This window comes from Actinomadura meridiana (assembly GCF_039537545.1).
In the GTDB taxonomy this organism is placed as follows: Bacteria; Actinomycetota; Actinomycetes; order Streptosporangiales; family Streptosporangiaceae; genus Spirillospora; species Spirillospora meridiana.
This window is the reverse complement of sequence record NZ_BAABAS010000004.1, coordinates 844,715-862,125: the sequence shown is the minus strand read 5'-3', so window position 1 is coordinate 862,125 and position 17,411 is coordinate 844,715. Positions and strand designations below refer to the sequence as shown.

General features: G+C 68.4%; 13 protein-coding genes. 12 read left to right on the top strand and 1 reads right to left on the bottom strand.

Features of this window, described 5'->3' with window-relative positions; genetic code table 11:
- Positions 1–286: 286 nt before the first annotated feature.
- The 4 genes from ABD808_RS08115 to ABD808_RS08100 all read left to right on the top strand — a co-directional run bounded on the left by ABD808_RS08115 (position 287) and on the right by ABD808_RS08100 (position 3,601).
- Positions 287–655 carry a DUF6086 family protein gene (locus tag ABD808_RS08115; protein WP_344892212.1) on the top strand — a complete coding sequence of 123 codons (369 nt, stop codon included), beginning with the start codon at positions 287–289 and terminating at the stop codon, positions 653–655.
- Between the two features lie 41 nt (positions 656–696).
- Entirely contained in the window at positions 697–1,152 is a 456-nt protein-coding gene (locus tag ABD808_RS08110) for a hypothetical protein (RefSeq protein WP_344892209.1), read from the top strand.
- Positions 1,153–1,259: 107 nt separating this feature from the next.
- A complete protein-coding gene (locus ABD808_RS08105; protein ID WP_344892207.1) occupies positions 1,260–1,508 on the top strand; it encodes a DUF2283 domain-containing protein in 249 nt (82 codons plus the stop codon).
- 1,808 nt (positions 1,509–3,316) lie between these two features.
- A complete protein-coding gene (locus ABD808_RS08100; RefSeq protein WP_344892204.1) occupies positions 3,317–3,601 on the top strand; it encodes a peptidase inhibitor family I36 protein in 285 nt (94 codons plus the stop codon).
- Between the two features lie 19 nt (positions 3,602–3,620).
- On the opposite strand, the gene ABD808_RS08095 is transcribed toward ABD808_RS08100, so the two are convergent.
- Positions 3,621–3,875, bottom strand: coding sequence for a hypothetical protein (locus tag ABD808_RS08095; RefSeq protein WP_344892202.1), 255 nt, complete (start codon positions 3,873–3,875; stop codon positions 3,621–3,623).
- On the opposite strand from ABD808_RS08095, the gene ABD808_RS08090 reads away from it, so the two are divergent.
- The 8 genes from ABD808_RS08090 to ABD808_RS08055 all read left to right on the top strand — a co-directional run bounded on the left by ABD808_RS08090 (position 3,874) and on the right by ABD808_RS08055 (position 17,233).
- Positions 3,874–4,227 (top strand): hypothetical protein, encoded by a 354-nt coding sequence (locus ABD808_RS08090; RefSeq protein ID WP_344892200.1) that lies wholly within the window; start codon positions 3,874–3,876, stop codon positions 4,225–4,227. The genes ABD808_RS08095 and ABD808_RS08090 overlap by 2 nt on opposite strands.
- Positions 4,167–5,048: a NucA/NucB deoxyribonuclease domain-containing protein gene (locus ABD808_RS08085; RefSeq protein WP_344892198.1), complete on the top strand. Its 882-nt coding sequence runs from the start codon at positions 4,167–4,169 to the stop codon at positions 5,046–5,048. Before ABD808_RS08090 ends, ABD808_RS08085 begins: the two co-directional genes overlap by 61 nt.
- A 69-nt stretch (positions 5,049–5,117) precedes the next feature.
- Positions 5,118–6,023, top strand: coding sequence for a hypothetical protein (locus ABD808_RS08080; protein ID WP_344892195.1), 906 nt, complete (start codon positions 5,118–5,120; stop codon positions 6,021–6,023).
- A 282-nt stretch (positions 6,024–6,305) separates the two neighbouring features.
- On the top strand, positions 6,306–6,998 hold the full coding sequence (locus ABD808_RS08075; protein ID WP_344892192.1) for a peptidoglycan recognition protein family protein: 693 nt from the start codon (positions 6,306–6,308) through the stop codon (positions 6,996–6,998).
- A gap of 140 nt (positions 6,999–7,138) precedes the next feature.
- Positions 7,139–11,047 carry a BREX-2 system ATPase PglY family protein gene (locus ABD808_RS08070; protein WP_344892189.1) on the top strand — a complete coding sequence of 1,303 codons (3,909 nt, stop codon included), beginning with the start codon at positions 7,139–7,141 and terminating at the stop codon, positions 11,045–11,047.
- Positions 11,044–13,836 carry a BREX-2 system phosphatase PglZ gene (gene pglZ, locus ABD808_RS08065; RefSeq protein ID WP_344892186.1) on the top strand — a complete coding sequence of 931 codons (2,793 nt, stop codon included), beginning with the start codon at positions 11,044–11,046 and terminating at the stop codon, positions 13,834–13,836. The genes ABD808_RS08070 and pglZ overlap by 4 nt, the downstream gene beginning before the upstream one ends.
- Positions 13,833–15,149 (top strand): BREX system ATP-binding protein BrxD, encoded by a 1,317-nt coding sequence (gene brxD / locus ABD808_RS08060; RefSeq protein ID WP_344892184.1) that lies wholly within the window; start codon positions 13,833–13,835, stop codon positions 15,147–15,149. The genes pglZ and brxD overlap by 4 nt, the downstream gene beginning before the upstream one ends.
- A complete protein-coding gene (locus ABD808_RS08055; RefSeq protein WP_344892182.1) occupies positions 15,146–17,233 on the top strand; it encodes a DEAD/DEAH box helicase in 2,088 nt (695 codons plus the stop codon). The genes brxD and ABD808_RS08055 overlap by 4 nt, the downstream gene beginning before the upstream one ends.
- The last annotated feature ends 178 nt before the right edge of the window (positions 17,234–17,411 follow it).

Here is a 17,411-nt window from a genome sequence, read left to right as displayed (position 1 = left end):
AAGACGATAACTGATATCGACCAGATCGAAAACGGAGTGCTTTGGGAAGAAAGGAGCGCGACCGGTGCCAGCGATATCGACAAATGGACGGGAAAGCATATTGACAAGAAGTTCGCTTCTTATCTCGAAGCCCGTCGGCATCTGGTCGGCTACGAAGACGCGCCGATCGGTTTCCGTTTCACTGATGCTGGCGTCGCCCCCGAATTTTGGCCTGCGGTAGAGTTCGCGGTGGAGCGGCTGCGGGCTTCCCACCGTGAGGTACGCGGATACTTCTGGAGTGGTCATAGTGGGCTACATCTTCGACATCGACGACGAGACCGTGTGGAGCCCGTCGCTGCGTGCGGGCGCGCTCTACGTCAGCCTGGCCGAGGCCATCGCGCCTTCGCTGGGGCGGTCGACGGGGTTGAACGCGATAGCCGAAGACATGTACGACATCAACCTCCCGACCTTTTGTGACTTCACACGCACGCTACTGGCTGACTATTGTTCCACAAATCACGCCGTTATTCATGAAATGGTCCGTGGCGTACTCCTTGCTTCGCTGGTAATGCTGCGCCCTGGCGGTATCAACCTGTCCCCCGACAACGAGGAGCCGGAGAGCATCTGGTCGGCCCTGCCAGGACTCGCCCGGTCAATGCCTACGAACGCGTCATAGGTCTTCCCAGGCGACGGGGACGCGCCGCGTGTGACGTCCTGTTGGATCTGCTGATCGACCGGCTGGATGGCAAGGCCATGGTCTTTTTCGAGCCGCGCGGTGCGGAAAACCTCTACGGCCTTTGTCGGTGCCGCGGTCTACGCTGCGGCGGTGTGAAGGAAACTCAAGTGGTCGATGCGTTCCGCAGGTGGCTGACGTCCGGGGCCTGGACTCTGGTCACGCCGACGGACAAGCACACCGACGTCGAGGCCGTCCGCGGTTCGGAGCGCCTCATCTGTGAAGCGAAGGGCCGCACGTCGGCCGCCGGGCTGGACTGCGACACCGCGTACGGCCAGTTGCTCCGGCGGATGACCGATCCCTCCCCGGCCGTCCGCTACGCCGTGGTGGTGCCCACATCCGCGCTGACCGCGGCGCTGAGAGTCCCTCGATGGGTCCGCGACGCGCTCCGGTTGACCGTGTACGAGGTGCGCGACGACCTCACGGTCGCGACGCACTGACGCCGTATGAGGCCTCCGGTGTCGCCAAGACGTCAAGCCGATTCCCTCCTCTCCGCCGAACTGGGCTGCTGCGATGATCCCAATACCCGTCCCAGCAAGGAGAGCGCGTGGCTGAACTCAAAGTGACTTATGACCAGCAGGCCAACGCCGCTTACATCTACTTCGAGGACCCCGCCCGGCTAGAGCGCCGGGGGCCGATAGCAAAGATGTACCCGTGCGATCCCATCGCCGTCGATGGAATGATCAACCTCGACTTCGACACGGAGGGGCGCGTGATAGGCATCGAAATCCTGGACGCCCGCTCGAAGCTGCCGCCGCACCTGCTCGACGCCGCCGAGCGCTTGGACCAGGGGTAAGCCGTTCGGTGAGAACTTCCTGATCCACGCAACCCCGAGCCCCCGATGCCACAAAAGTGGGAAGCGATGGTACGCAAGTTCACGCGCAGATTCGACCCTCAACAGCCTCGGAACTTTGGGGCCGAGGAATTCGACCCTCATCAGCACTCCTCGAAAGAGCCGATCCCCCGCATTCCCCTGTTCAGGGTGCAGCACCGCCAGCGCGAACAGGCACGGCCGGAGGGACGGCCGCGATCAGAACGGTCCACTGACCGTAGCTCGCCATGGCAGCCGCCTCTGCCCGATCGATGAGGGCGGGCCGATGCCCGCCCTGCCCACAATGCCTCAGCCCATCTCCGAGGCAAGCGGGCCCGGCGACGTCGGTCCGCCGAGCGGTTCGACCCGTGGTCGTGGCGGCATGGCGTCGATGAAGTAGAGGGTGCGCCGCCCGCCGCCCAGGACGAGTACCGGCGCCGCGCCCGCGAACTACCGGGCCTCACCCCGGAGACCGGGTGCCGCCCAGGCGTTCAGCGCCGCCGACGCAAGCGGAGGCAGCGAGGGGACTGAACTCGGGTGACCGTCCCGCAGACTGATGTTCCCTACCCGCCGCCCAAGTAGGCGCCGCGGCGACCCTCCGCACACCCTGGCCGCACCGCCCCATACGAGCCCCGACACCGCAAGGCGAACGGGTGCCGTCCGCTCGGGAGGGCATCCACGTCCGACCACGACGAACGCGACGCGACGACCCACGACGAGTCCACCGGCACCACCGGTCCCCGGACCACCGACACCGCGACGGCTCGCGGCTTGGATACTGTCGTGGGCGCTACGTACGGGTGAGTCCGGGTTGGCGGGCATGCAGGTGCCCCCCCGTCCACGGTCGAGCCGAGCCGACGGCACAGCCCTCACGATTGATTGTGCAGGGACGACCACTACCCTCGCATAAAAGCCGCATTCGCGGTGTCTCCCAATGCGGAGTTCACTTTCAGGACTTCGTGGTTCGGTGAATCGGCTCCCTGCGAGTCTCCCTTTAGGAGACCTGGCCAGGCGGCACAGGCGCGCTCGAAACAGCGAGCCTCGGGCTTCGGCTCTGCCAGTTCGAGAGCGCCGGAACGTGCGCCACTGTGGATCGGACACAGGTCGAAGGCTCCTGCTTTCGGAGGGCATCAGTTGCTGACCCGGTGTCGATAAGCAGGTGTGTGCGGCAACGTGACGGGTGAAAGCGTCGCCCAGATCAGAGATTCGGCTCTGACCGTAATCGAAGGCAGCGCCCGCCGGCTCGGCGGCCCCTCGATCCGGTCCTGCCAATGGTCGGGAGAAGACGGGCCCCGACCTCGTGTAATGCCGAATCCGGATGCGCCGGCGAATGTGGTCGACGGTTGACAGTCTCTCCCGGTTTACCTCTGAGCATGACCTGATCTTGCCACTGTCTCGACACGCGGTATAACTCCAGGTCGTCCGCTTGGGAAAAGTTCATGGAATGGCGACGGTGTTGATGGAATCCAGATATGTACCTACGGTCGGTGGTGCGAGATCATTCGACATTCTGTCCATACACATTCGATTGCACAGAGTAGTTATCGACCAGAGGGAGATACATGAAGACTCGTCAATTCGCTTAGGTCATCGCCATGGGCGCCGCCGCCTGTGGCGCCGTTACCGGCGCATTAGCCGCTCCCGCCGGCGCCGTGACCATCCCAGGGGCCGATGGGACGCAGCAGCAGGTCGATCAGCAGATCGTTCACTACGGAGGAACTCAGACTGCGCCGAACGAGGTCTCCTACCAAGGGGGTAGTGTCAAAGTCGTTTTCCCGGTAGGCGTTCGGGCCATGGCGGCTGCCTGCCCGAGCGGCTGGTACTGCTTCTACGAGTCCAAGAACTTCGGGGGGCGACGGCTCCAGTTCCGTGACTGCGGTGGGACGCAGTACCTGACCAACTATGGATTCGGGAACCAAACCACTTCGTGGCAGAACACCACCAAGCACACGGTGTACGTCTACGACAACGCCGCTACCCCGCCCACGTACATGTGGACTGAAGAACCCACCACGGCAGCGCTACAGGTCGGCGAAACCTTCGACGACCGCGCCGATTCCTTCTACACCGGCTGCTGAGCGGGTGTGCTGTGAGATATCACGCGCGAAAGCTCACAATCGCAATCGGAGCCGTACTCGCGCTGGCGTTGAGCGTGACCGCCACTCCAGGGGCGTCTGCGACGCCGAGCCCCTCGGTGAGTCTCTCGACCACGCCGTCGCCGTCGACCGAGCCGCCCACCACGCCGTCCGAGGAGACGCCCGCTGACTCGTCACGACCGCCCAGCGCTCCGCCATCGTCGCCCGACCCCTCGTCACGGTCGGCAAAGGCGATGCCATCGAAGCCCTCCGACATGGCGCAAACGTTCACGGAGTTGGGCTGTGAGATCCCGAAGAACAGCCGCACCAAGGTCGTCGCCTGTTTCACCAAGGCGAACTACGAACCGGTGACGCCCGCTGCGGGAAGCGCTGCGATGCCGAGTTGTCCGGCGCCGTCCAACAAGGACGAGGTCTACTGGACACGGACATACGCATGCTCGCACGTGAAAGAGATAGGGTTCTTCTATTCCATCACCGATCGGAAGCTCCTCGGTTCCGCGGCCTCCAACGTCGCTTTCGAGGAATGGCTGGATCCCGCATCTCGCGCATGGAAGCGCACGGTATATTATCAAAATATTATCAAAACCTCTACGTTACCGGTGAGCTGAATCCGTACGGTCACACCACGCAGCTGTCGATCGACTGCGCGGCCGTGGGGTGCGGCAGCCCCGGATTCTTCACGTTCGTCGCGAAGAAGAATGTCGTCCAAACGGGCACGCATTTCATGGAGTCGCCTGGTCCGACGATCGCCTACCCGGAGCCGCAGACGAAGGTGCTCGTCAGCTACCCGCGTGCCACGATTGAATGGTCGGGCGGGAAGCCGTGGACGCATGTCGGCCCGCCCACCGGTATCCGCTGCGACAGTCTCAAGGATGTCGTCTCCACGAACAAGCCGGGGTGTGTCTACTATTGGTACACCCCGACCTACGTGGTCGACTTCCTGGGGCCGATGCCGAACATCGCGCGGAACATCCTGTACGGGCAGCTGGCGCTGCGCACCCGACCCGGCTTTCCCGGAACGGACAGCATACCCGGCGGGCAGGTCCTCGTGCGTGGCCCGAGGGAAACCACGGATCCCGACAACCCCACCGGGAAGATCGAATTCGACAAGCTGAGCCGTGACGTCGCATGTCCGAAGAGTATTCCGAGACCGCCGGGACAAAACTGTGACGAGTATCCTTTCGCGTCGACCTGGCAGGGTGCCCACTGGGTTCCGGCGACCGAGTGGACATGCAAGTTCGTACCGAAGGGCGAAAACGATTTCCAGGGAGGCGACATCACCAAGTTCTTCAACCAGAACCGGCTGTGGCGCAACCCCACCGGCAAGGTCATCGACTCGACCGGGCGCAAACAAGGAGCGTTCTGGGTGTCGGTGACGAACTCGTCGACTACGCCGCCGTCCTTCAAACAATGCCAGGATCACATGTGATCGCCCCATAGTGCTCACCCGCGCCATCCGGCGGAAATGTCCGCCGGATGGCGCGTTACCCATACGGAAGTGTCAGCGCAGATGAGCCTCTTGTATCCGATCACGTTCGCTCTCGAAGAACGCCACGTTCTCGTCGGACTCCTGGACAATACGGGCTCGGGTCTTCTGGAGGAGGGGCACGCGGCGGAGGGCGCCGCGTACGGGGCGGCATTCCAGGAGTTGTGGGACCACACGAGCCATCCCACGATCGATCTTCCTTCCGGCACCATCGTCACGGTGTCGCTGACAGCTGATCACTGGGCGCTGCTCGCCGGTTCTCTAGACGTCGACGCGTTCCAGTTCGCCCGGCGTCATCCGGAAGAGTCCGCGCTCGAACTGCGGCTTCGTGACCGCATCATCGAGACGCTCGGCGACGCGATGCCCGCACTGGCACTGCCAACCGCACCAAAACGGGATGATGTCCGCGTTCCAGTCGGTGAGGTGGGTTGGTACCGGCTTGACAGTGCGCTGGATGCCGCTGAAGAGGTCCTCATACTCGGGGAAGGCACGGACTACGACGCGTGGATCAATCAAGGCAACGGGCTCATGGTCGGCTACTGCGTCGTGACCGGCACCCGTGATGGCTCCATCGATGTGACCGCCGAACTGCTGGATGGCGCACCGCCCCTGGAGACCGGGTCATGGGATGACATCGCCGAAGGCTCGCTGTCATTGCGGACCGTCGCGATCCCGGGGCCGCCACCGGAGGCGAACATGCTCGTGGCAGCCGTGCCTGGCCGAAACGCCGTCGCCCTCTTCGAGCTCGACCCTGTCTGGCCGTCCACCTGCATGTTCCGCGTCCGGGTGAGCGTCCGGAACCGTGATGCGGGCACCGGCGAGCACCACCTGATCCAGATGTGGCGGGCGCCGTCCGCGCCCGAGAAGCTGATCAAGGGAACCGACCTGACCGGCCGCCGGCGCCGTCTCGCGCCATGAGCCTCAGCGACGTGGGCAGCAGGGCTGCTTCATGGTTGCCCGCCACGATGGCACGGCCTTGGCGGACGTTCGATCGGCGTTCACCGACGCGCGCGTCGGCCCAAACGGCCCCGGCAACCGGTCCCGGGGAGCCTCAAGTCGAAACGAAGGATGGAAAGGAAGCGCTCGTGCCCGCAGATATCTTTCTGACTCGTCGAAGTGTGCTCGGGGGGCGCGACCATGGCGGTCGGGAGCGCGTTGCTCAGCTCCGTGGCAGTTCCGTTTCCGGCGTCGGCGCAAGTCATGCCACCCATCCACGACCGCGCCGAATGGCAGGCGCGGCCACCGAAGGTGGCCGCGACCGTGCTCGACCGGGCACCCGACAACATCGTCGTGCACCACACGGCGTCGCCCAACTCCGCCGACCAGTCGCTTGAACACGCCTTCGAACTGTCCCGGTCGATCCAAAGCTTCCACATGGACGATCGCGGTTGGGACGACATCGGCCAGCAGCTCACCATCAGCCGTGGCGGCCATCTCCTGGAGGGTCGCAACCGCACACTTGAGGCCATCGGCACCAGACGCCACGTCATGGGTGCGCACACCCTCGGCCACAACGATCACACGATAGGCGTCGAGAACGAGGGCACCTACATGACCGAGGAGCCCACCGACGAGCTCTGGACGCAACTCGTCGCGACCTGCGCGTGGCTGTGCGATGTCTACCAGCTTGACCCGCACACGGCGATAGTCGGGCACCGCGACTACAACCAGACCGCATGCCCCGGCGATACCCTGTACGCGCTCCTGCCGGAACTGCGTGACCAGGTCGTCGGGAGGCCAGGTCGGCGACGCGCGGCGAGCGCCCCGGTCGAACCCAGCGGGCTACCCGGACCGCGTCACACCTTCGACCACGGACCGGCTCTGGGATCCGGGGAGCTCACCCGCCAGCCCCACCGCCCTGGACCGGCACATCGACGGGACCGCGGAGCCTGACCTGCTCCGGTCACGTTCCGGGTGACGTCCGGTGCGGCGCAAACCTCATCGCCAACGGGGTACGGCGAACTCCGCGCGGGACTATCTTTGAGCCTTGCCGATAGGGGCGTGCGCGCTGGTGAGGCGAGGGGAGACGACGGGTGGCGGAACTGTACCTGCGGGACGTCCTGGACATTCCCGAGGAGGTCCTCGCCGGTGACTACAAGGTCGAGCTGACCGGCGGGTTCGACGAGGTCGACCAGCGCATCGACGAGTACGTCGTCACCGACCAGCTCAAGCAGGCGTTCCGCGAGTCGCTGGGCATGGTGAAGGCGTCGGTGCGGGGCGGCAAGTCGAACGCGGCCTACCTGCACGGGTCGTTCGGCTCCGGTAAGAGCCACTTCATGACCGTGCTGTACGCGCTGCTGGAGAACCATCCGACGGCGCGGCGCAAGGTGGAGTTCCAGGACCTCGTCGCCGAGCATGACGGCTGGCTGCGCGACCAGAAGTTCATGATGGTGCCGTTCCACCTGGTCGGCGTCACCGACCTCGACTCGGCGATCCTCGGCGGGTACGCGGCCGAGGCGCGGCGGCTCGGGCTGGCCACCCCGCCCGTCCACCGGTCCGACGCGATGCTGCGGGACGCGCGCAGGCAACGCGAGTTCCTCGCCGACGACGCCATGTTCGCCCAGTGGCTCGGCGGTTCCGCGCCCGCGCGGCCCGAGCCCGACGACGATCTTCCGAACCTCGATCTGGGCGGTGTGGCCGCCGCTCGGTGGAGCACCGCCGAACTCGACAGAGCGCTGGAGGCGCCGCCCGGTGACCCGCTGCGCGCGGCGCTGGAGTCCGCGCTGCTGGACGGGCCGTTCTCCACCTACGCCTACGGGGCGCGCGGCGCCGCCGGGACCTACCTGCCGCTGGAGAACGGCCTCGCCGCGATGAGCAGGCACGCCCAGCAGCACGGCTACACCGGGCTCATCCTGTTCCTGGACGAGCTGATCCTGTGGCTCCAGGCGCACATGTCCAACCAGCAGAAGGTGAACAACGAGGTCAGCAAGCTCGTCAAGCTGATCGAGTCCGGCGACAGCGACCGTCCGGTGCCGATCGTGTCGTTCATCTCCCGGCAGCGGAACCTGTCCCAGCTCGTCGGCGAGGACGTGGTCGGCGCCGACGTCAAGAACCTGGAGGCGGCGGTCCAGTACCTCGCCGGGCGCTTCAAGGTCGTCAACCTGGAGGACCGCAACCTCCCCGAGATCATCAAGAAGCGGATCCTGCGCCCCAGGGCGGGCATGGAATCCGTGCTCGACGAGGCGTTCACCAAGGTCGAGTCGTACAACGCCGCCGTCAGGGACGCGCTGCTCGACGCGCACGGCGCCACCCAGGCCGACTGGAACGACTTCCGTGACGTGTACCCGCTGTCGCCCGCGCTGCTCAACGTCCTCGTCGCTCTGGCCGGGGCGCTGCAACGGGAGCGCACCGGGTTGAAGCTGCTCAACACGATGCTGTCGCGGCGCCGGGACGACCTGCGGCTCGGTGACCTCGTCCCGCTCGGCGACCTGTGGGACGTCCTCGGCCACGACGTCGGCGAGGCGTTCACCGACCACCTCAAGCAGGAGGCCGAGACCGCCCGGCACTTCCACGCCAAGGTCCGCGCGCACCTGCGGGAACGGTACGGCTCGGAGGAGCACAGAGACTTCCGCGCCGACGACCGGATCGTCAAGACGCTGATCCTGTCCGCGCTGGCGCCCGACGTCTCCGCGCTCAGCAGGCTCACCGGCGCCAGGCTCGCCGCCCTCAACCAGGGCTCGATCCAGTCCCGGCTGTCCACGCCCGGCAGCGTCGTCGGGACCCGGCTGCGGGAACTGATCGCCGCCGGGTTCGGGGAGATCCGCGCCGACGGGGACCACGACCCGGTGTTCACGCTGCACCTGTCCGACCTGGACGTCGAGCCGCTGCTGGAGCAGGTCGGCGACCAGGACAACCTCGGCGCCCGCCGCATCTGGGTGAAGAACCGGCTCTGGGAACTGCTCGGCGTGAGCGACACCGGCGCGTTCGTCTCCGAACGCGACGTCGTGTGGCGGGGCAGCAGACGGACGGTCGAATTCGTCTTCGAGAACGTCCGCGACCCGGCGGCGCTGCCCGACGAGCAGTTCAGGCCCTCGGTGGAGGGCCGGATCCGGTTCATCATCGACTACCCGTTCGACGTGCGCGGCAAGTATCCGAGCGACGACGCGGGACGGGTCGACGAGCTGCGCCGCGACGGCTTCGAGGCCGACTCCCTCGTCTGGCTGCCCGACCACCTGTCCACGCACAAGGCCAACCAGCTCGGACGGCTCCTGAAGATCCGGTACCTGCTGGAGCGCGACCGGCTCGACGACTACGCCTCGCACCTGGCCTCGGACCAGCGCATCCGCGTCCGCCACCAGCTCCAGGCGCAGGCCGACAACCTCGCCTCCCAGCTCACCGCCCTCCTCCAGCAGCTCTACGGCATCTCCGGGGGCGACGACGGCAACGTCTCCGCCGAAGTCCAGGACGGACAGCATGTCCTTTCGCTGCGGCCCGGCCACGAGCGGCCCCGCCTGCACGGGGGCGCCGGGTTCGAATACACCATGCTCGCTCTGGCCGACAGCCTGTACTCCAGGATCTACCCCAAGCACCCCGACCTGGACCTGACGCACACGCGCAAGGCCGTCACCCCGGGCGAGCTCAGGACCGTCCTGTCCTGGATCACCAAGGCCATGGAGGACCGCTCGGGCCGGACGGTCGTCGACCGTGACAAGCTCGGCCTGCTCAAGCGCATCGTCCATCCCCTGGAACTCGGCGAGGTCCACGATGGGCCGTTGAACGTCTCCTACGAATGGCGGCGGCGGATCGACCAGCTCGCCGCCCGCCACGGCCGTGCCGGTGGCGACTACCCCGTCGAAGAGATCCGGCAGTGGATCGCCGAACACGGGTGGACGGGTCTCGACAAGTCCGTCTCCAACCTCGTCATCGCCGTCTACGCACTCCTCGCCGACCGTGACTGGGTGCTCAACGGCGGCAGGCCCGAACCATTCCCCGGGCTGGAGGCGGTCGGCAGCGGCTGGGCCCTGCGCGACCAGCCCAAACCGTCCGACCAGCAGTACGCCAAGGCGCGGGCGCGAGTCGCCGCCCTGTTCGGTATCAGCGTTCCCGAGACCCTGTCTGGCCGGAACGTCCGGGGCCTCGCCGAGCACATCCGCGAGAAGGTCCGCGACCTGGAGGCGCCCGTCAACGACGTGCGCAGGGCGCTGGAGGCCCACGCGCCGTCCCTCGGCATCCAGGATCCGGACACGCCGCGCCGCCGCTCCGCCCGGCACGCCGCCGACCTGCTCGCCCGGCTCGCCGCCGTCCAGGACCAGAACACCCCCCTCGTCCAGGCGTTCGCCGACGCCGACTACGACATCTCCGACCCGGTGCTCGGCGCCGCTCTGGTGTCCGCCCCGGCGGTGCTCGGCGCTCTCGGCGGCGTGCAGTGGGGAGTGCTGGACGGCGTGGCCGCATTCGCCGGTCGTGGCGACAGTGTCGGCGAGCGTGCCGAACGGCTCGTCCAGGAGGTCACCGAGGCCGCGCGGGCGGACGAGTTCGTCCAGAGCCTTCCGCCCGCTCTGGAGGCCGCGAACGAACGGGCCGTCGCGCTGCTCACCGAGGCGAGCAGACAGCCCCGGCCAGAGCCCGAGCGGGGCAATTCGGGCCAAGGCAATTCGGGCCAAGGCAATTCGGGCCAAGGCAGTGCGGGGCCGGGCGACGATGTGGGGCAGGGCGCGGGCCAGGTCAGCCTGACCGACCACGGTGACCCGACGATCCCCTCGAGGGCGGACGGCGCGTCCGGCGGTGCGGAGGCCGGTGTGCCGCATCCACGGACGTCCACCGGGAACGCCCCCAGCCACGGCCGCAGGCGCGTCGAGCCCGCGCACCTCGAACGCGCGCTCGGCGAAGCCGTCGCGGGCATCGAGGCGGAAGTACGGGCGTTCGCCGCCGCCAACCCGGGCGTCCCCATCGACATCGCGTGGCAGCCCGCCGACGATCCCGACCGGGAGCCCGGCAGATGAGCACTCCTCCCGTGATCGACCGGAGAGTGCTGGAGGCGCTGCTCGACATCGAACTGCCGAGACGGAAGGCGGGCGACAGCGCCCGGCTCGTCGTCGTCCACGGCCGGTACCGGGAAGGGGCGCCCACCGAGTTCACCATCCGCTTCGGTGATCACCAGCGCCGTGTCCGGGTGAGCGATCAGACGTCCGTTCTCGGCGCCGTGGACGCATGGGAGTCCCACACGTCCGGGGCGACCAACGGCTCCGACGCGATCCTGGTCATCACGACGGGGATGGACGATCACCACCTCGGCGCGGACCTGCGCGCTCACGCCCTCGGCCGCCGCGCGCTCAGCGTCGACCGGGCGGAGATCGTCAAGCAGCGGTTCGGCGCGGCGGACCTTGACCCGCGCATCCGCCAGGAGCCGTGGCTGATCGACGCCCTGCTGGACGCCGAGCCCTCCGACGGCTGGCGCCGCCACCCGGCGGGCGCGCCCTGGCGGCGCAGCGGCGGTTCCGTGCTGACCCGGGACGCCGCCGTCCACGCTCTCGTGAGCGCCCGGCTCGACCTGTCGAGCCTTCTTCTGGGGCTCGGTGAGACCTCCGGTCACAGCGACATCGACGTCGACTCCCTGCTCGCCTGGTCCCGGATGCCCGGCGCCGCCGTCCGCTACGCCGAACTGGTGGCCGGTGAGCGTGCGGGCATCGCCGCGTGGCTGCGCGAGAACGTCGGGGACGCCGCGACCGTCCTGCTCGCACTCGTCGAGGCCGGCAAGGGTGAGGACGCGATGGCCCTCGGCGTCGTCGCCGCCGTCCTCACCGACGCGGCGCGCACGGCCGAGGCCGCGCTCGCCGTCGGTGGCCTGTTCGCGGGCGTCACCCACGACACCGGCGAACTCGGCGCGTTCGCCTCGGCCGTCCAGGGCACCCTCACACGTTGGATCGGAGACGCCGCGTCCGAACGGCGCGGGCACCAGGCCGCCCGCGACCGGGTCATGGCCGTGCTGGACCGTGCCGACGAACTGGCCGCCGACGTCGGGCTCGGACAGGCCGTCGCAGGCCACCCCTTCCTGCCCTCCGGGCTGGACGCCAGGCTCCGCGCCTTCGCCGCCGCGCTCCCCGAAGCCCCGCAGGCCGCCGGTGACGCGCTGAACGCGGTCATGGATCACCGGCTGGCCGACCTGTTCGCGGATCGCTGCGGCGTCGCAGCGATGGCGGCTCGCCTCCGGCGCTGGCTCGACGCGCCCGGCGCCACCGACATCGCTTCCGTCGCCGCGGGCGTCGCCGGACAGGTGACGGAGTGGGGATGGGTCGACCGGGCCCTCAACGTGCTCTGGGGCGGCGACCCTGGAAACGACCCCGTCCTCGGGCGGGCCTACCAGGAGATATACGTGGCCGCGGTGAACCGTCGTGCGGCACTCGACGCGGATTTCGCCGCCCGGTTGTCTGACTGGACTACCACGGCGAGCGCCGAAGCGCCGGGCGGCGCCCTCCTCGTGGAGTCGGTGATGGACGAGGTCGTGCGGCCGCTCGCTCGTGACGCCGCGCCGCTCGTCCTGGTTCTCGACGGCATGAGCGCCTCCGTCGCCGCCCAGCTCGGCGAGGAACTCGCGCGCGGCGGACGTTGGCTGGAGATCTCCGCCGCACCCGGTGCGCGCCGCGGCGCCGTCTCGATGATCCCCTCGGTGACCAGAACGAGCCGCGCCTCCTTGCTGTGCGGGTCTCCGACCGTTGGGGGGCAGGCCGCCGAGCGTACGGGCTTCGACGCCTTCTGGAAACGCCGTCGCACGCGGGCGGCGGTGTTCCACAAGTCCGACATCCCGGGTGGGCCAGGGCAGCGGCTCGCCCGGCCGCTCCTCGACGCGCTCGCGGGCGACGGCGTCGTCTGTGCCGTCCTCAACACCATCGACGACGCTCTCGACCACGACCGGGAAGGTGACCGGACCGGCTGGCGGACGTCCGATATCACCTTCCTTACCGATCTGCTGAACGCCGCCCGGGACTACAGCCGTCCCGTCGTGCTCGTCTCCGACCACGGACACGTCCTGGAACGCGGGGGCAAGGAGCTGACGGCCGCGTCCGGCGCCGGATCGGCGCGTTGGCGGACCGGCGAGCCGGGGAAGGACCAGCCGGGGGAGGGCGAGATCGAACTGGCCGGACCCCGTGTTCTGGAGGGCGGAGGCCGGGTCGTCGTCCCATGGCGCGAGGACATCCGGTACACCCCCCGCAAGGCCGGCTACCATGGCGGTGCGAGCCTTGCCGAGATGACCGTGCCGCTGCTCGTCCTCGTCCCGTCCGTCGACCTGGTGCCCAAGGGCTGGTCGATCCTGCCGCCAGAGAAGACCGTCCCCTGGTGGTGGGGCGACCGGGAGGCCCCGCAGGCTCCGCCGGAGGCCACGACTCCGAAGGCGGCGGCACGCAGAACCCCGGCCCAGAAGGACGTACTCTTCACGGTTGGTGAGCTCGCACCAGCCCCGGCGGCTGCCGCCGTAACGCTCGGTGTCCGGGTCACTCGCTCGCCCGTGTACGCCGACCAGCGGAAGTATCTGCGCAAGGCCCCTGAGGCTCGGCAGGTCGCCGCGGTCATCGACGCGCTCGCGAACGCTGGGGGCCGCCTGTCGACCGCCGCCGTCGGGGCGGCCGCGGCGGCCGCCGGAGGCCGGGCACCGCGCGGCGCCGACCTGTTCATCACGGCCGTACAGCGACTGCTCAACGTCGAGGGCTACCCCGTCCTCGGGCTGAGCGACTCCGGCGCCACCGTCACACTGGAGACGGCACTGCTGCGCGAACAGTTCGGGGTGGACGAGTGACGGACGCACGGATGCAGGCCAGCGCCGTCCGCCGCCGGGAGGTCATCGACGCCCTGCGGCGCGGCACCGTTCCGCGCGGCGGCCTCGACCTGTTCGCCGTCGCCCTGGACAGGTTCGCGGGCGCGCTGGACGCGGAGATCGCCGCGGTCGGCAAGGGAGGCTCGGCGTTCCGCGCCATCCGGGGCGAGTACGGGTCAGGCAAGACGTTCTTCGCCCGCTGGCTGGGGGAGCGGGCCAAACGCGCGGGGCTGGCCGTCGCAGAGATCCAGATATCGGAGACCGAGACGCCGCTGCACCGGCTCGAGACCGTCTACCGGCGCCTCACCGAGCGGCTCACCACCGCCAGCCACCCCGAGGGGGCGCTTCGCGCCGTCGTCGACCTGTGGTTCTACACGCTCGAAGAGGAAGTCCTCGACGCGGAACAGGTCGCCGAAGACGACGCTGAAGGGCTCGCCCTCGCCGTCGACGCGCTGATGGAACAGCGGCTCGCCGACGTCGCCCGGACCACGCCCGCGTTCGCCGCCGCGCTGCGCGGCTACCGGAAGGCGTCTGAGACCGGTGACACCGCCACCGCCGAGGCGCTGATCGCCTGGCTCGGCGGGCAGCGGTCGGTCGCCGCGTCCGCCCGCCGCGCCGCCGGCGTCCGCGGGGACCTCGACCATTTCGGCGCGCTCGGCTTCCTCCAGGGGCTGCTCACCGTGCTGCGCGACTGCGGTCATCCCGGGCTCCTGCTCGTCCTGGACGAGATCGAGACGTTGCAGCGCGTCCGCGGCGACGTCCGCGAGAAAGGGCTGAACGCGCTGCGGCAGCTGCTGGACGAGATCGACGGCGGACGCTTCCCCGGCCTGTTCCTCGTCATCACGGGTACGCCCCAGTTCTTCGACGGCCGTCAGGGGGCCCAGCGGCTCGCACCACTCGCCCAGCGCCTGGCCACCGACTTCACCACCGACACCCGCTTCGACTCCCCACGGGCCGTCCAGCTCCGGCTGACCGGCTTCGACCTGCCGAAACTGGAGGAACTCGGGCGTAACGTCCGTGATTTGTACGCCGTCGGTGGCGCCGCGCGGATCACGGCCCGCGTCGACGACGCCTACATCCGCGACCTCGCCGCCGCTGTCACCGGCGGGCTCGGCGGCAAGGTCGGCGTCGCGCCCCGCGTCTTCCTGCGCAAGCTCGTCGCCGACGTCCTCGACCGCGTGGAGGAGTTCCCCGACTTCGATCCGCGCCGCGACTACGCGCTCACCGTCTCCGCGTCCGAGCTGAACGAGACCGAACGCAACGCCGCCGGAGACGTGCCGCTGGATCTGCCGTGACCGTGCCCGTCGACCGGCTCTCCCCGTCACTGACGCATCACATCGTCAACACTCTCGGCTGGCGGTCGCTGCGCCCCCTCCAGGAGGAGTCCATCGGGCCGGTGCTCGACGGCGACGACGCGGTCCTGCTCGCCCCGACAGCGGGCGGAAAGACCGAAGCCGCCGCGTTCCCGCTGCTGTCGGCGATGGACTCGGGCGGCTGGACGGGGCTGTCCGTGCTTTATGTCTGCCCGCTGAAGGCCCTGCTCAACAACCTGCTGCCGCGTCTGGAGACCTACGCGGGCTGGGTCGGCCGCCGCGTCGCCGCCTGGCATGGTGACGTTCCTGAGACGGCACGGCGCCGCATCCGCACCGACCCTCCGGACGTCCTGCTCACCACCCCCGAGTCGCTGGAAGCGATGCTTCTCAGCGTCAAGACCGATCAGCACCGCCTTTTCGCCGACCTCCGCGCGATCGTCGTGGACGAGGTCCACGCCTTTGCCGGGGACGACCGGGGTTGGCATCTGCTGGCCGTCCTCGAACGCCTCACCCGCATGGCCGGGCGTCCTATCCAGCGCGTCGGGCTGTCCGCCACGGTGGGCAACCCCGCCGAGCTTCTCACCTGGCTCCAAGGCTCCAACCGTGGACCGGCGCGCGTCGTCGTCCCCGAAACGGCGACCGTCCGGGACGACGTCGTCGAGCTCGACTACGTCGGATCGGTGCCCAACGCCGCCACCGTGATCGCCGCACTCCACCGGGGTGAGAAACGCCTGGTGTTCTGCGACTCCCGCCAGCTTGTCGAGGAACTCGGCGCCGCGCTGCGCTCCCGTGGAGTCACCACCTTCCTGTCGCACGCGTCCCTCTCACTCGACGAGCGCCGCCGCGCCGAAGAGGAGTTCGTCGAGGCCCGCGACTGCGTCATCGTCTCGACCAGCACCCTCGAACTCGGCGTTGATGTCGGAGACCTCGATCGCGTCATCCAGATCAACGCTCCGCAGACCGTCGCCGCGTTTCTGCAACGTCTTGGCCGTACTGGACGGCGACCGGGGGCCACCCGCAACTGCCTGTTCCTGACTCTTGACCAGGACTCGCTTCTCTCCGCGGCCGCGCTGATCCTGCTGTGGAGCCGCGGATACGTCGAACCGGTGCAGGCACCCCCAGAACCACGCCACATCGTCGCCCAGCAGTTCCTCGCTCTCTGCCTGCAAGAGCACAAGGTTGGGAACCGGCTGTGGGTCGAACACTGGAATGGGCTGCCACCCTTCGACCGCAGTGCCGAACCGATTGTGCGCCACCTCGTCGAACACGGCTACGTGGAGCGGGACGGCGACTATCTCTTCATCGGGCCCGCCGCAGAGGAGAAGTTCGGCCGCCGCCACTTCATGGACATGACCGCCGTCTTCACCGCGCCTCCCGAGTTCACCGTCCTGTCCGGCCGCCAAGAGATCGGCCGAACTGACCCGATGCTTCTCACTGAGCGCGTCGAAGGCCCTCGCGTCCTCCTGCTGGCGGGCCGCAGTTGGCAGGTCACCTGGATCGACTGGAAACGCCGCCGCTGCTATGTCGAACCGTCCGACCGGCCCGGCAAGGCCAGGTGGTACGGCACGGCCTTCAGCGGATCGAGCTTCGCCCTCGCTCGCGCGTGCCGGGACGTTCTCCTGGGCGCCGACCCCCCCGTCGGCATGACCGAACGAGCCGTCCGCCATCTTGCCAGGACGCGTGAGGCCGCTACCTCCACCGTGCATCCCGGCGGCACCGTCATCAGCCGCGATGGCGACGACGTTCGCTGGTGGAACTGGGCAGGCTACAAGGCCAACGCAGTCCTCACCGCCACCCTTTCCGGGCTGACCGATGAGAACCAACGCTTCGAAGACGAGTGGGTACGCCTGCGCCCCGACCTCACCCGCGACATGTGGAAGGTCGCCACCGCCGACGCCGCCGATCGGCTTTGCCTTCCCGACATCGACGAACGCGCACTCCGCGGCCTCAAGTTCAACGAGGCGCTCCCGGCCCGGCTCGCCGTCGCCACCCTCGCCGCCCGCCTCGCCGACCTGGACGGCGCTCTCATCGCCCTCACCGACCCGGCCCGCTTCATCACGACTTAAGCGTAGCCGGATGAAGAGCGAGGATGACCGCTTCTCACGAAGCGCTCCAATCTCCACAAGCAAGGTGAGGCAAGCCGAGCCACCCGACGCTGGAGTCAGGCCCGCGTGGACCTTTCTAGCTCCCCTTCACCCTTTCGTGCGGCCTGCAACTGGGCATCGAATGCTTGAGGAAACTAAG